The 13,720-nt window shown below is 60.1% G+C and carries 13 protein-coding genes; 10 read left to right on the plus strand and 3 right to left on the minus strand.

Annotation, left to right across the window (positions count from 1 at the left end; all coding sequences use genetic code 11):
• Positions 1-246 precede the first annotated feature (246 nt).
• Together AC1DQK_RS12780 and AC1DQK_RS12785 are read left to right on the plus strand one after the other, a co-directional pair.
• Complete coding sequence (locus AC1DQK_RS12780; protein ID WP_477871036.1) at positions 247-375, plus strand: hypothetical protein; 129 nt, start codon at positions 247-249, stop codon at positions 373-375.
• Positions 365-1,594 carry a diaminopimelate decarboxylase gene (locus tag AC1DQK_RS12785; protein ID WP_477871038.1) on the plus strand — a complete coding sequence of 410 codons (1,230 nt, stop codon included), beginning with the start codon at positions 365-367 and terminating at the stop codon, positions 1,592-1,594. Before AC1DQK_RS12780 ends, AC1DQK_RS12785 begins: the two co-directional genes overlap by 11 nt.
• On the opposite strand, the gene AC1DQK_RS12790 is transcribed toward AC1DQK_RS12785, so the two are convergent.
• Positions 1,591-3,840 (minus strand): bifunctional diguanylate cyclase/phosphodiesterase, encoded by a 2,250-nt coding sequence (locus AC1DQK_RS12790; RefSeq protein ID WP_477871040.1) that lies wholly within the window; start codon positions 3,838-3,840, stop codon positions 1,591-1,593. The genes AC1DQK_RS12785 and AC1DQK_RS12790 overlap by 4 nt on opposite strands.
• Before the next feature lie 126 nt (positions 3,841-3,966).
• Positions 3,967-4,143: a hypothetical protein gene (locus AC1DQK_RS12795; RefSeq protein WP_477871042.1), complete on the minus strand. Its 177-nt coding sequence runs from the start codon at positions 4,141-4,143 to the stop codon at positions 3,967-3,969.
• A 256-nt stretch (positions 4,144-4,399) separates the two neighbouring features.
• Here AC1DQK_RS12795 and ppk2 point away from each other — a divergent pair, with 256 nt between their 5' ends.
• A complete protein-coding gene (gene ppk2, locus AC1DQK_RS12800) occupies positions 4,400-5,314 on the plus strand; it encodes a polyphosphate kinase 2 (protein WP_477871044.1) in 915 nt (304 codons plus the stop codon).
• Positions 5,315-5,354: 40 nt separating this feature from the next.
• On the opposite strand, the gene AC1DQK_RS12805 is transcribed toward ppk2, so the two are convergent.
• Positions 5,355-5,792 carry a VOC family protein gene (locus tag AC1DQK_RS12805; protein WP_477871046.1) on the minus strand — a complete coding sequence of 146 codons (438 nt, stop codon included), beginning with the start codon at positions 5,790-5,792 and terminating at the stop codon, positions 5,355-5,357.
• Between the two features lie 226 nt (positions 5,793-6,018).
• Between AC1DQK_RS12805 and AC1DQK_RS12810 the strand changes: the two genes are divergently transcribed.
• The 7 genes from AC1DQK_RS12810 (at position 6,019) to AC1DQK_RS12840 (ending at position 13,613) form a co-directional block, all read left to right on the plus strand.
• Positions 6,019-6,321, plus strand: a complete 303-nt coding sequence (locus AC1DQK_RS12810; RefSeq protein WP_477871048.1) for a hypothetical protein — start codon at positions 6,019-6,021, stop codon at positions 6,319-6,321.
• Positions 6,322-6,408: 87 nt separating this feature from the next.
• On the plus strand, positions 6,409-7,104 hold the full coding sequence (locus AC1DQK_RS12815) for a hypothetical protein (protein WP_477871050.1): 696 nt from the start codon (positions 6,409-6,411) through the stop codon (positions 7,102-7,104).
• Positions 7,105-7,875: 771 nt separating this feature from the next.
• Positions 7,876-9,831, plus strand: a complete 1,956-nt coding sequence (locus AC1DQK_RS12820; protein ID WP_477871412.1) for a ribonucleoside-diphosphate reductase subunit alpha — start codon at positions 7,876-7,878, stop codon at positions 9,829-9,831.
• A 583-nt stretch (positions 9,832-10,414) separates the two neighbouring features.
• A complete protein-coding gene (locus AC1DQK_RS12825) occupies positions 10,415-10,639 on the plus strand; it encodes a hypothetical protein (RefSeq protein WP_477871052.1) in 225 nt (74 codons plus the stop codon).
• Between the two features lie 13 nt (positions 10,640-10,652).
• Positions 10,653-11,705, plus strand: coding sequence for a ribonucleotide-diphosphate reductase subunit beta (locus AC1DQK_RS12830; RefSeq protein WP_477871054.1), 1,053 nt, complete (start codon positions 10,653-10,655; stop codon positions 11,703-11,705).
• 32 nt (positions 11,706-11,737) lie between these two features.
• Positions 11,738-12,706, plus strand: a complete 969-nt coding sequence (locus AC1DQK_RS12835) for a hypothetical protein (RefSeq protein WP_477871056.1) — start codon at positions 11,738-11,740, stop codon at positions 12,704-12,706.
• A gap of 595 nt (positions 12,707-13,301) precedes the next feature.
• Complete coding sequence (locus AC1DQK_RS12840) at positions 13,302-13,613, plus strand: GIY-YIG nuclease family protein (RefSeq protein ID WP_477871058.1); 312 nt, start codon at positions 13,302-13,304, stop codon at positions 13,611-13,613.
• Positions 13,614-13,720 lie beyond the last annotated feature (107 nt).

Genomic DNA, 13,720 nt, shown 5'->3' on the forward strand with positions numbered 1-13,720 from the left:
TCCTGATCTCCATGGCCCCAACCGATCCCTTCACCGCGGCACCAATCCGGCGCGATCGATGAAGGTTGAATAGCGCGCAGCCGGCGGATCATCGTCGCGCTTGGAAATCCCATGGGCACGACCATGCCCTGTCCGCCGTCAGTACCAATGGCACAGATTTGAGATTGTGATTTAAGGAGAGTTGGGCTTCATCGTAGTGACGAAGGAACGAAGATGAAGCCCCAACCCTCCTCGAGGAAATCGACTATGCCGCCACCGAGGACCGGCTTCACCGCCAGTTCGCGTGCAGATGCGGGGCCGCGGATTGCCGCCGGTCGCAGCGAACAGCCCGATGCCGCGGGCCGCACCTGGCTCGCGATGCGCGATGACGGCTGACTGGTGGGCTCGCGACGATCTTCACCATGATGAAGATGGCAGGCTGATCTTCGCGGGACAGGATGTCGAGGCGCTGGCGCGGCAGCACGATCGCCCGCTCTTTCTCTACAGCGGTGCGCGCATCCGCGCCAATGTGGCGCGGCTTCGCGCGGCACTGGCGCGATCAGGGTGCGATCACCGCCTCTACTATGCGATGAAATGCAACCGTTTCGCGCCACTGCTGCGCATGCTGGCGATGGAGCGGGACATCGGCGTCGATATCTGCTCGCCGAACGAGATGGATCATGCCCTGGCCTGCGGGTTCGCCGCGGGACAGATCAGCTACACCGGCACCGGTGTCTCCAACCACGATCTCGACAGGCTGCTCGCCCAGCCAGCGATGCATATCAACTGCGATTCGCTCAGCCAGATCCGCCGCATCGGCGAGCGCGCGCCGGGCCGCGCCATCGGCATCCGCATCAATCCCGGCCATGGTACCGGCTATGGCGACGACGCCCGGCTGACCTATGCCGGAATGCGCACGACCAAGTTCGGAATTTATCGCGAGCAATGGGCTGAGGCGATCGCGCTCGCAGCGCATCATCGGCTTGTGGTCACCACCGTCCATTTCCATGTAGGCTGCGGCTATCTGTCGCAGCAGCTTGATGCCTGGGAAGTCGCACTTGCCGCAGCGACGCCGTTCCTCGATGACCTGCCGGACGTCACCACCGTCAATATCGGCGGCGGGCTCGGCCTTCCACACCGCGCCGGCGAGGCGCCGCTCGATCTCGATCGCTGGTCCGCCATCGTCGCGCGCCACTTCGGCGGGCGCCGCCTCATCATAGCGATCGAGCCGGGCGACTATCTGGTCAAGGATGCCGGCATCCTGCTGCTGTCGGTGACGGGCGTCGAGCACAAGCGCGAGACCCTGTTCGTGTCGGTCGATGGCGGCTTCAACCTTGCGCCCGAGCCGGCGCATTACGGGCTGCCGTGCGAACCCGTCATGTGCCGGCTGCGCGAAACCGACCGAAGCCGATGGCAGAGGGTAACCATCGCCGGTAATATCAACGAGGCGCTCGACCTGTGGATCGAAGATCATGCGATGCCTCCTCTTGTCGAGGACGACCGGATCGCGCTGATCAACGCGGGCGGCTATGGTTCGGCAATGAGTTCCAACCACTGCATGCGCGGGGAGTTCGTCGAGGCGATGATCGAGGCCGACGCACTCGAGGCTGTCTAGGCTTCCGGCTCCAGGCGAGGCCGGGCCGGCACACCGAGAAAGCGCGCCTCAAGATCGGCCGCCTCGACCGGCTCGGCCAGCAGGATGCCCTGCAGGGCATCGCACCCTATGCTTGTCAGGAAGAGCTGCTGCTGCTCCGTCTCGACGCCGTCCGCTATCGTCGACAAAGCGCTTACCCGCGCCAGATCGATGATCGCCTGGATCACCGGGCTTCCGCCTTGCCCGAGCTGGATGGTCGAGACGAAACTCCGGTCGATCTTGATCCGATCGATCTCGAAGCCGCGCAGATGCTTGAACGAAGAATAACCGGTGCCGAATTCGTCCAGTGCGATCCGCACCCCGATGTCGCGCAGCCAGCCGAGGTTGCGGCGGCATTTCTCGCTGCTTTCGAGGAAACTGGTCTCGGTGATCTCGAGTTCGAGCCGGCTCGGCGATAGCCGGGCCCGCTTGACGATCGTGTAGATCCGCTCCGCCAGCGTAGGGTTGCGCAGCTGCACCGCCGACAGATTGACCGAAATGATTCCAGCAGGCCACCGCGCGGCGGCGATGCACGCCTGTTCGAGCACCCATTCGTTGAGCGTCTCGATCAGTCCGCACTCCTCGGCGGTAGGGATGAACTGCTCGGGCAGCATTGGGCCGCGCAGTGGATGGTCCCACCGGATCAGTGCCTCTGCGCCGATCATTTCGCCGGATCGGGCACCGAAATAGGGCTGATAGACAACCCTAAGGCCCTCGCCGGCGCGCATCGCTTCGCGCAGTTCGGCTTCGATCTCGTGGCGCTCGCGGATGCGATCACCCATTTCCGGCGTGAAAAAGCTGTGGCGCCGCCGGCCCGTCAGCTTGGCGTCATAGAGCGCAATATCCGCTTTGCGAACCAGTTCGACCGGATCATGGCCGTCGCCGGGCGCTACCGCGATACCTATGCTTGCGCCGATCAGCACTTCGCCGTCGCCAAGGTCGATCGGACGGGCCAGCGCCCGGTGGATGCTCTGGGCAAGTTGCTCAGCCGATGACGCGGCATCGTCGGCGACATGGATGATCGCAAATTCGTCGCCGCCCAGCCTGGCCACCACATCGCCGGGCGCCAGATCGAGCAATATCCGCGCCATCGCGCGGATCAGTAGGTCTCCCGTGGGGTGGCCGAGATGATCGTTTACATTCTTGAAGTGATCAAGATCGACATACAGCAGAGCGAGGGATCGACCGGTGAGATCGAGCTGGGCCTGCTCGCGGCCAAGGCGCCTGTCGAACAGCGCACGATTGGCTAGACCCGTCAGCGGGTCGTGGTTGGCAAGATGCAGGGCATGCGATTTCGCCACGCTGAGTTGCAGCGTGCGATGGCTTATCCGATGCAGCAACCACGCAACGATCACGAACACGAACAGCAGCGCGACGATCAGCGCCGGTGCCAATTCACCGAGCATGGCTGTCCCGGGACGGAATGGTTCCCACACGAAATATCCAAGCAGGCTCCCACTTCGGGCACGCAGCGGAATCTGTCGATATTTGGAGTCGTCGGGAGGCGCCTTGGCGAAGTGGCCATCGGCAAGTTCATAGCGCCGTGCCAGAGCGGCGGCGAAACTGCGGTCGAGATATCGGATGCTGACGTGAAGATATTGACTGCCCGGCTTCACCACGATGTCATCTGTCTCGGGAACGATCGGCTTTACGCTGATCATCGCCGGATGGCCGTGAACCGTACCGAGGTCGCTGGCGCCTGGGCTCAGCACCGTCGCATCATTTCCGCTGTTGTCACTGTTGCGCATTTTGCCGCGCAGCTCGGACATCAGCGGCGTAACTGTGGTGCCGATCGATTTGGCATAGGCCGGAACGCCTTCGCGCCGTCCGGAACGCATTGCGTAGATGATCCGATCGGCGCCATCGACGATGAACACCTCGTCATGCCCATAATAGGTGTAAAACCAGATCCCGAGGTTACGATCGATCCAGTCGTCGTCCCGTGTCGGCGCGTTCATCTGTTCGACGGCATCGTCCCAGACGGTCGATGCCTCCTGATCATGCTCGATCGTGCGAAAGCTCTGCTCGATGACCGTCGCGATAAGGTGCTGCTGCCGGTCGACCGCTAATTCATCGGCCTTGCCGGCGGCGACCAGGATGAACGCGGCCAGCAGGCCACCGAGGAGCGCGACGATCAGGAGCGTTCGGAGGACGATCTGGACAAGGAACGTCTCGCGCCATTCGAACGCGGCCAAACGCTGACCGCGTAAAATGCCTCCGGTCAGCACGACTCCGAAACCACACACAACGACGTTAGCAAAATTGCAGCCCCCTCGGCGACCTTCTAACGTGGATCGCGCCAGTTGGCCAATGCAACTATCTGTCCGGGAGCGGGACAGTGTCGCGGATGCGGCTTAGCTGGGGCGGGCCCCTAATGCCGCATCGATCGCCAGCGCCTCGCGATCGAGCATCGCAGCGATGGCGCTGAGCCGCTCACGCTCTTCCTCATTCGTCGTGTTATGCGCAAGAAGCCGTGCCTTTGCCGCTTCCCGCCGCAGCTTCGCGGCGCTTCCGCTTGACGCGTCGACCATGGCGGTCAGTGGAAGCTCGGCTCGATGTGGAGGCGACTCTCCATATACAGCCCGTCCGCTTCATACCGCTGGATCTCACCGTGCATGTTTTCTCCCCCCTCGCGACAGCACATTGGCTATGCCTGTTAAGCATGTCGCGAACTCGACACAATCGCTGCTTTTCGTCCATTCTGGACCTTCTCGCAGCCTCGGCGTCATACGCCTGTCATCAGCGGGCGCCAAACGCAGACTTTCGCTCTCGCGTCCGGAAACAGCCATGTCCCTTTTCGAAACATCCCAGGTGGAGCGTATCCGGCAGGAACTGGCCGACAGCTTCGACGAAGAACTCGAGATGGAGATCGACGAGGGCCGTCTCGAAACCATGCTCGCCGACATGGAGGAGCATCCCGACCGCGAGCACCTCGAACGGCGCATCTATTTTCGCGAGCTGTTCAGATTACAACATGAACTGATCCGTCTGCAGGATTGGGTCCAGCACAAGGGCCTGAAGATCGTCGTGCTGTTCGAGGGACGAGATTCCGCCGGCAAGGGCGGTGCCATAAAGCGCATCACCCAGCGGCTCAACCCGCGTGTCTGCCGGGTTGCGGCGCTGCCGGCACCGAACGAGCGCGAACGCACGCAATGGTATTTCCAGCGCTACACACAGCACTTGCCGGCGGCTGGCGAGATCGTGCTTTTCGACCGCAGCTGGTATAACCGCGCCGGCGTCGAGCGGGTGATGGGCTTCTGCAGCGAACAAGAAGTCGAGGAGTTCTTCCGTTCGGTTCCGGAGTTCGAGCGGATGCTCGTGCGCTCCGGCATCATCCTGCTCAAATACTGGTTCTCGATCACCGACGAGGAACAGCAGTTTCGTTTCCACATGCGCATCCACGATCCGCTCAAGCAGTGGAAGCTGTCGCCGATGGATGTGGAATCGCGCCGCCGTTGGGAGGATTATACGCGCGCCAAGGAAGCGATGCTCGAGCGCACCCACATAGCCGAGGCGCCCTGGTGGGTGGTCGAAGCGGTCGACAAAAAGAAGGCGCGGCTCAACTGCATCGCCCATCTACTCGACCAGATCCCCTACGAGGACGTGCCGAAGTCGCAGGTCATCCTGCCGGAACGCGTCCGCCATGACGACTATGAACGCCACCCCGTTCCCGACGACATGTACGTGCCGGAGCGGTACTAGGATTGATCCCGGCCAGCTAAACCGGCGGGCGATGCTGCTCTCAGCCTAGCTCTTGGGCAAGTCCAATGAGGATATCTTCAGGTCCGCGAAGATAGCAGAGGCGATACGCGTCCTTATACTGGACAACTTCGCCTACAAGCTCCGCTCCGTGTGCGTGGAGCCTTTCAAGTGTCTCGTCGATATCGTCCACGGTGAACATGACGCGGAGATAGCCTAAGGCGTTGACCGGAGCGTTCCGGTGATCTGCGACGACAGGCGGCGTGAGGAAGCGGGAGAGCTCGATCCGACTGTGGCCGTCCGGTGTACGCATCATGGCTATCTCGACACGCTGGTCGCCCAGTCCAGTCACACGTCCGGCCCATTCTCCTTCGATCGTGGCGCGCCCCTCGAGCTCGAGGCCGAGTTCGCGAAAGAAATCCATCGCCTTGCCGAGGTCAGCGACGACGATTCCCACGTTGTCCATCCGCTTGAGCGCCATGTTTCGAATCCGTCAGCTATCGTTTCAACCGCAAGTGTCGCCTAGGCCCACAGCAGACGCTTGAGGCGTCTCCATACACCGATAGAGCAGCAATCCACTGCCCTGGAGGATCAGGATGCGGAGGCCATCCACTCACCTGAGCAGATGCACAGCCGGACAGAAACGAATTGTCGGAACATGAGCGCTCGGTCTTGGGTTGTATCGTTTTTAAGGATTGGAGAATGCCATGTCGCCCTCTCTGACGAAAATTGCCCCCGCGGCTATGATTTTGGTTGGTGCACTGACTTTGGGTGGCTGCGCCACGAAGGACTTTGTGAGGGAGCAGATCGCTCCCGTGAGCCAGCGCGTCGATGCACTCGAGGCGAAACTGCAGGAGACCGATGGCACGGCGAAGTCCGCATTGGCACAGGCACAGGCCGCATCGGGGCAGGCGCAGAATGACGGTCAGCGTCTGGATCAACTCAATGCGCGGGTGGACGGCATCGAGCAGCGGATGCAGGAAAATCAGCGGAAGCGCCCTCGCAACTGAGGCCACGACACGCAAATGCCGATAAGATTGTGATTTGCAGCGTCGCCTTTGCAGGCGACGCCTGTTTCATTTCGAGTGCCTCACCCGATGATCGATGCCTTTCTAGCGCTTGGACTTGCGCTGGCCACTCCCCTGCCTGCAGGGGCGGAGGTGAGCGCCCAGCCGTCAGGGGCACGGTCGTCGCAGCCGGCCGGCACGGAAGCTGAGGATGAGGTGAGCCGATCGGCGGCGGCTACGCGCGTTGCCGATTGGGTCGCCGCGTCAGGGGATAATAGCTCGCTGCCCTATATCATCGTCGACAAGAAGGCTGCTTCCCTCTTGTTGTTCGACTCGAGCGGGAAATCGCTCGGCAGTGTTCCGGTATTGATCGGAGTTGCCCTGGGCGATGACGCAAGCCCCGGCATCGGCAACAAAAATCTTGCCCAGATCGGCCCCGCGGAAAAGACAACGCCTGCGGGCCGCTTCCTTGCCAGATTCGGATCGGCCGCGGGACGGCAAAAGGTGCTCTGGGTCGACTACGCCATGTCCGTCGCGCTTCATCCGATCCCGAAGGGAGCCAGCAAGCAGGAACATCGGCGTCAGCGGATGCTCTCTCCGACTATCGACGACAATCGGATAACATTCGGGTGCATCAACGTGCCCTTGGCCTTCTACAACGGGAATGTGCGTCCCCTTTTTCGGAAAAAAGGTGGATATGTCTATATATTGCCCGACACCAAGCCGCTTGAGGTGGTTTTTCCTCCCTTGCGGGTCCAGCCGTTCGTGAACGGTGGCGCCCCCTGATCTGGTTCGCGGATGCTATCGCCGCATGAACCCCGTCCAGCGCAGGAACATAAAGGTCGCGCCGGCCGTGCCGAGCGCGAGCATCGTCAGACCGGGGTCGGCGAGTTGCCTCGATGGTTGGGGGTGGCGGTCGTGGTCTTGCTCCCATGGTTCGATAGCACGCGCTAGAGTCGCGTGCTCTTAATCTGAAGCACTTCCCGCTCATCCTGAGTAGGCATTGAGCGAAGTCGAAATGGCGTATCGAAGGACGTCCTTCGATACGGGGCTTCGGCAAGCTCAGCCCCTACTCAGGATGAGCGGTTCATATTAAAGGCGGGACGCGCTAGGCTCGCTCTCCTCCTTTCAGGAGGGTGGGGTGGGCACATATCCCTTGGCGGGCGGTTCGGAGCCCGCAGCCGCCGGCCCACCGCCCCTTTTCCATTCGCCGCCCGACAGGACGAGAAGATTTTTCCGCCCGCATTTGCTCGCCCGTTTCGCGCTTTGCGATGGGCGGAGTCCCCGAACCGTCATTTTGACTCTTGCGTCCAGATTCAGATGAGGCACTATAGGTGGTGTAAGACAACAGGGGCAACGCTAGTAGTGGTGGCTGGCGTCCGGGAGCTTGGCTCCGGGCGAATGATCCACAGCGGCATGTTAAACTGGGGATAACGCCAATTCGGCGCTGGAATAGCACCGCGGAAGCACTATCTTGAACGAACGCCCCGAGTCGAACGTATCACGAACATGGCCTTTTGCGGCCGGTTCTATTATAGTGCGCGGGAGACGGGCGTGATGGATCTTTCTGGCAGCAGCGAAGTGGGCTCGAACGACGTGGCGACGATCATCGATTCTCCGGCCAAGGAGCCCCGGACCAATGCGGCACCGGCCGCAACCGAGGCCCCGGCGGCGGAGCCCAAGGCGAAGAAGCCCGGCATCGACAGCATGGAGATCACGCCGCAGCTCTATCCGATCGAGGTCGATCACAGCCGCGACGCGCTGCTTACCGATTTCGGCAAGGACACGCTGACCGACCGCTATCTGCTGCCGGGTGAAAGCTATCAGGACCTGTTCGTGCGCGTCGCCTCGGCCTATGCCGACGATCAGCCGCATGCCCAGCGCATCTACGACTATATCTCGAAGCTGTGGTTCATGCCCTCCACGCCGGTTCTCTCGAACGGCGGCACCGGGCGCGGCCTGCCGATCAGCTGCTATCTCAATTCGGTCGACGACAGCCTCGAGGGCATCGTCAACACCTGGAACGAGAATGTCTGGCTGGCCGCGCGCGGCGGCGGCATCGGCACCTATTGGGGCTCGGTGCGCGGCATCGGCGAGCCGGTGGGCCTCAACGGCAAGACCTCGGGCATCATTCCCTTCGTCCGCGTGATGGACTCGCTGACCCTTGCGATCAGCCAGGGCTCGCTGCGCCGCGGCTCGGCCGCGGTCTATCTCGACGTCTCGCATCCCGAGATCGAGGAGTTCCTCGAGATCCGCAAGCCGTCGGGCGACTTCAACCGCAAGGCGCTCAACCTGCACCATGGCGTGCTGCTGACCGACGCCTTCATGGAAGCGGTGCGCGATGGCGCCGAGTGGGAGCTGGTCAGCCCGAAGGACGGATCGAAGCGCGGCTCGGTCGATGCGCGCGCGCTGTTCCAGAAGCTGGTCGAGACCCGTCTCGCCACCGGTGAGCCCTATATCGTGTTCAACGACACGGTGAACCGGGCGATGCCCAAGCATCACCGCGATGTCGGCCTCAAGGTGTCGACCTCGAACCTCTGCTCGGAAATCACCCTGCCCACCGGCCGCGACCAGCATGGCATGGATCGCACCGCGGTCTGCTGCCTCAGCTCGCTCAACCTCGAAACCTGGGACGAGTGGAACGGCGACAAGCGCTTCATCGAAGACGTGATGCGCTTCCTCGACAATGTGCTGCAGGACTATATCGACCGCGCACCCGACGAGATGGCGCGCGCCAAGTACAGCGCCGCGCGCGAGCGTTCGGTCGGCCTCGGGGTGATGGGCTTCCACACCTTTCTCCAGGCGCGCAACATCCCGTTCGAAGGCGCGATGGCGAAGAGCTGGAACCTCAAGATCTTCAAGCATATCGCCGCCGGCGCGCAGGAAGCCTCGATGCTGCTGGCCAGCGAGCGCGGCCCCTGCCCCGACGCCGCGGACCAGGGCGTGATGGAGCGCTTCAGCTGCAAGATGGCGATCGCGCCGACCGCTTCCATCTCGATCATCTGCGGCGGCACCAGCGCCTGCATTGAGCCGATCCCCGCCAACATCTACACCCACAAGACGCTGTCCGGCAGCTTCTCGATCAAGAATCCCTATCTCGAAAAGCTGCTCACCGAGAAAGCGAAGAACAGCGACGCGGTGTGGAACTCGATCCTCGAAAAGGGCGGCTCGGTCCAGCATCTCGACTTCCTGACCCAGGAAGAGAAGGACGTGTACAAGACCAGCTTCGAGATCGACCAGCGCTGGCTGATCGAACTCGCCGCCGATCGCACCCCCTATATCGACCAGGCCCAGTCGCTGAACCTGTTCATCCCGGCCGATGTCGAGAAGTGGGACCTGCTGATGCTCCACTTCCGCGCCTGGGAACTGGGCATCAAGTCGCTCTATTATCTCCGCTCGAAATCGGTCCAGCGCGCGGGCTTCGCCGGCGGCGTCGAGGCGGACAACACGCCCGACCTCAAGCAGATCGAGCTCGAGGTGAAGGATTATGACGAGTGCCTGGCCTGCCAGTGACACCCGTCACTGGCGATCCCGCCACTCTGACCTGCCAGCGAGGTGAACGGCCGCCATCTCCCCAACTCCGTCATCCCGGCGGAGGCCGGGATCTCGGTCGTCAGGGACCGAATGGACGTCGCGAACCTCTCCTGAGATCCCGGCTTCCAGCCTTCAGCTGAAGTTTATCCTGAGCGCCTGCCCCTCGAACACAGCAACTTACCCAACCCCGTCATTCCAGCGAAAGCTGGAATCTCTCTGCACCTGACTTGCTTGGAAAAGCGCCAAGAGAGATCCCAGCTTTCGCTGGGATGACGAACAAAGGAAAAATGTGTCGGCGCCATAGCCTGCCATCGAAAAAAGAGCACCCCTTGTGGCTCCATGCCGCAGCGCACCACAACCCCTTGTAGAATTCCGCGGATTTTTCCGGTGGATAACCCGCGAAATCATTTGGTGAACCATGGCGTCTGACATAGGATGGCGCCCTGCCCGGCGACGTGGGGACGGTCCCGTGGAAAAGGTTGAATATGGGGCCCGCAGCCCCGATCTACAGGGTGGTGCGGTGATGAGTGAAGCTCCCGAACGGGCGAATCGAGGCTGACCGATGGACGATGTCCCGATCATCCCGATTGTCGCCATCGCGTCGCTGCTGGTCGGCCTGCTCTGCCTGTGGCTGGCGGTCGTCGCGCTGCTGCGGCTCGGCAAGGCGAAGAAGGGCAAGGGCGTCGCGGGCGAGACGCCGGCCGAGCTCAAGGGTTTCGCGATCAGGCAGGGCCTGAGCGCAGTCGTCATGTTCGCGCTCGCCGCGATTATCTTCAGTTATAGTTGAAAGGTCCGTCGACATGCCGCTTCTCCAGGCCAGCCGCACCTACAAGCCGTTCGAATATCCCTGGGCCTTCGAATATTGGAAGCGCCAGCAGCAGCTCCACTGGCTGCCCGAGGAAGTCCCGCTGGGCGAGGATTGCCGCGACTGGGCGCAGAAGCTCAGCGATCATGAGCGCAACCTGCTGACCCAGATCTTCCGCTTCTTCACCCAGGCCGATGTCGAGGTGCAGGATTGCTACCACGACAAATATGGCCGGGTGTTCAAGCCGACCGAGATCAAGATGATGCTGACCGCGTTCAGCAACATGGAGACGGTGCACATCGCCGCCTACAGCCATCTGCTCGACACGATCGGCATGCCCGAAACCGAATACAGCGCCTTCATGCAGTATAAGGAAATGAAGGATAAGCATGATTATCTGGCGACCTTCGGGGTCGACAGCGATCAGGACATCGCCCGCACCCTGGCGATGTTCGGCGGCTTCACCGAGGGGCTGCAGCTGTTCGCCAGCTTCGCGATGCTGATGAACTTCCCGCGCTTCAACAAGATGAAGGGCATGGGCCAGATCGTCACCTGGTCGATCCGCGACGAGACGCTGCACTGCGAGGGCATCATCCGGCTGTTCCACGCCTTCTGCAAGGAACGCGACTGCCTGACCGCCAGCGTCAAGGAAGACATTCTCGACATGTGCCAGAAGACGGTGCGGATCGAGGACGCCTTCATCGACCTGGTGTTCGAGATGGGCCCGGTCAACGGCATGACGCCGAAGGACATCAAGAAATATGTCCGCTACATCGCCGACTGGCGGCTGGGCCAGCTCGGCCTCAAGCCGATCTACATGATCGACGACCACCCCCTCCCCTGGCTCGCCCCGATGCTCAACGGCGTCGAACACGCCAACTTCTTCGAGACCCGCGCGACCGAATATTCGAAGGCGGCGACGCGCGGCCAGTGGTCCGACGTGTGGGACGCCTTCGACAACCGCAAGGTGGCGAAGCAGAGCGTCGCGGCGAATGAGGATGCGGGGGACGGCGGACTGTTCGGGCATGCGGGGGTTGCGGCGGAGTAGGAATCACGCTTAGAAAGCCGGGGGGCTAATTAATGGCAGAGATTGCACAAACAGCTAATTTGATCATTCCAGAGTCGCGCGTTCCGGTGGGCGCGTACCAAGCAATTTACCATAAGTTAACGCGAAAAACGGAAAAGCTAACTCAGATTTTTGACGATATCTATGAAATAAAGATTGATGACATCATTCAGCTAAACAATTATCTTGAACAGACTATAATTCAATACGGCGTAAAAGGGAAGAGCTGCGAGTGCACTTTGTCTTTAAATAAGCATGAATCTTTTCAATGCTCTTCTTTTGAAAAATTTAAGATTATCAATTTTAACCATTCAAAACCGACGGCCGAGATCGATTATCAGCTTGATTTTTTTACCGTTATTCCTACCGAAATTGAAAATACTGACGAAATTGTTCAGAAATTTAAGGTGACAGTTCGCGTCGATCAGGATTTTTACGAAGATAATGACCACCTTCCGCTCTTTATGAGGAACGCAATAAGCGGCCGAAACATTGTTCTTACGATAGAATATTCCGACTTTGCAGTTGCACGTAATCTGCAGGGCGCGGTACAGGACTGGGTCGCAACTCTATCTCAACGAAAAGAATCGAAATCTCTCAAATTTCTGGATGATAGATCTGATTTTATAAATGTCATGCTTCCCCGCATTCTTGCAACGACTGCATTGATTGGCGGAGCCGCCGGCTGGTCAAGTAGACATCTTACTGATAGGCCGGTTAGTTATATACTATACTATATGGCTTATGCGTTAATAGGTTTTATAGCCGGCCACATTATTTCAGTTGAATTTTTTAGGAACTTAAATCTGGTACGGCCGAAGACTTTCCTTCTATTTACGAAAGGTGATAGAGACCGCCATCGTTTATATGAAAAGCAGGTTGGTAAGAAAAAAGCTATGGCCTACTTTGTTGTTACGATTTTCGGAGCCGGAATTGTGATCAACCTCTTGTCATCTTTCATAGGAGCAAAATTAGGCTTCTAGGTTCTTTCTGCCCCCATCGGGCTAATGTCCGTCCAGAACAGCTCCCACACGCAACCGTCCGGATCCTCGACGCTGCGGCTGAACATCAATTACGGGGACAGTTTACTTAATTCTTCCCCTTGCCTCACGCCGCCACCTCCAACCGCCCAACATTGATCTCCGCCTCATGGGTACGCGCCCGCGCGAGATCATAAACGGTCTGCATGCGTGTGGGCGCTTACGCCAAAACCTAGAACAAGATCGTCATGCTGAACTTGTTTCAGCATCCACCCATCATCCGCGCCCGCTCTCCCGTGGAAGAGTGGATGCTGAAACAAGCTCAGCATGACGATTCATAAACGATAGGTGGCTTTGCCAGGATCGACGCCGGGCTACTCCGGCCCGCCCGTCGCGCTTCCTATCCATCCAGAACAGCTCCCACACATAACCATCGGGATCCTCGACGCTGCGGCCGAACATGAAGCCATGGTCCTGCGCCGGATTGGAGTCGGCCCTGCCTTTGGCGGACCCATGGGACCGGATAGCAAACCCTCACCGTCATGCTGAACTCGTTTCAGCATCCACCCCGAAGCACTTTCCATGGTAGCGATGATGCATGGAACGTCAGCCATGCGTCTACATCCTCGCCAGCGATCGGAACGGCACGGTCTATATCGGCGTGACGTCCAACCTGATGCAGCGGCTCTACGAACACCGCAGCGGTGCGGTGGAAGGTTTTACATCCCGTTATCGGGTCATGAAGCTCGTCCGTTACGAGCTGTTCGAAGACATGCTTTCCGCCATCGCTCGCGAGAAGCAGCTCAAGCGCTGGCATAGAGCGTGGAAACTGAACCTGATCGAACAGGATAATCCCAGCTGGGAAGATCTGGCGATCGGCCTCGGGTATCGGCCGCTTCCATCACGTTAGGGATACGCGCGGGGATGAGTGGATGCTGAAACAAGTTCAGCATGACGGGCGTTCCGGAAAACACCTGCGGGCTTATCCAAACCGGGCTGCAAGCCCTCATCGTCATA

This window comes from Rhizorhabdus sp. P4_G5, from assembly GCF_056401065.1.

Bases quoted from the DNA above. Each gene is read 5' to 3' on its own strand.
- AC1DQK_RS12830 (WP_477871054.1), top strand. From the start codon at position 10,653: ATGCCGCTTCTCCAGGCCAGCCGCACCTACAAGCCGTTCGAATATCCC.
- AC1DQK_RS12825 (WP_477871052.1), top strand. From the start codon at position 10,415: ATGGACGATGTCCCGATCATCCCGATTGTCGCCATCGCGTCGCTGCTG.
- AC1DQK_RS12840 (WP_477871058.1), top strand. From the start codon at position 13,302: ATGGAACGTCAGCCATGCGTCTACATCCTCGCCAGCGATCGGAACGGC.
- AC1DQK_RS12835 (WP_477871056.1), top strand. From the start codon at position 11,738: ATGGCAGAGATTGCACAAACAGCTAATTTGATCATTCCAGAGTCGCGC.
- AC1DQK_RS12805 (WP_477871046.1), bottom strand. From the start codon at position 5,792: ATGGCGCTCAAGCGGATGGACAACGTGGGAATCGTCGTCGCTGACCTC.
- AC1DQK_RS12795 (WP_477871042.1), bottom strand. From the start codon at position 4,143: ATGGTCGACGCGTCAAGCGGAAGCGCCGCGAAGCTGCGGCGGGAAGCG.
- AC1DQK_RS12815 (WP_477871050.1), top strand. From the start codon at position 6,409: ATGATCGATGCCTTTCTAGCGCTTGGACTTGCGCTGGCCACTCCCCTG.
- AC1DQK_RS12810 (WP_477871048.1), top strand. From the start codon at position 6,019: ATGTCGCCCTCTCTGACGAAAATTGCCCCCGCGGCTATGATTTTGGTT.
- ppk2 (WP_477871044.1), top strand. From the start codon at position 4,400: ATGTCCCTTTTCGAAACATCCCAGGTGGAGCGTATCCGGCAGGAACTG.
- AC1DQK_RS12780 (WP_477871036.1), top strand. From the start codon at position 247: ATGCCGCCACCGAGGACCGGCTTCACCGCCAGTTCGCGTGCAGATGCG.
- AC1DQK_RS12820 (WP_477871412.1), top strand. From the start codon at position 7,876: ATGGATCTTTCTGGCAGCAGCGAAGTGGGCTCGAACGACGTGGCGACG.
- AC1DQK_RS12785 (WP_477871038.1), top strand. From the start codon at position 365: ATGACGGCTGACTGGTGGGCTCGCGACGATCTTCACCATGATGAAGAT.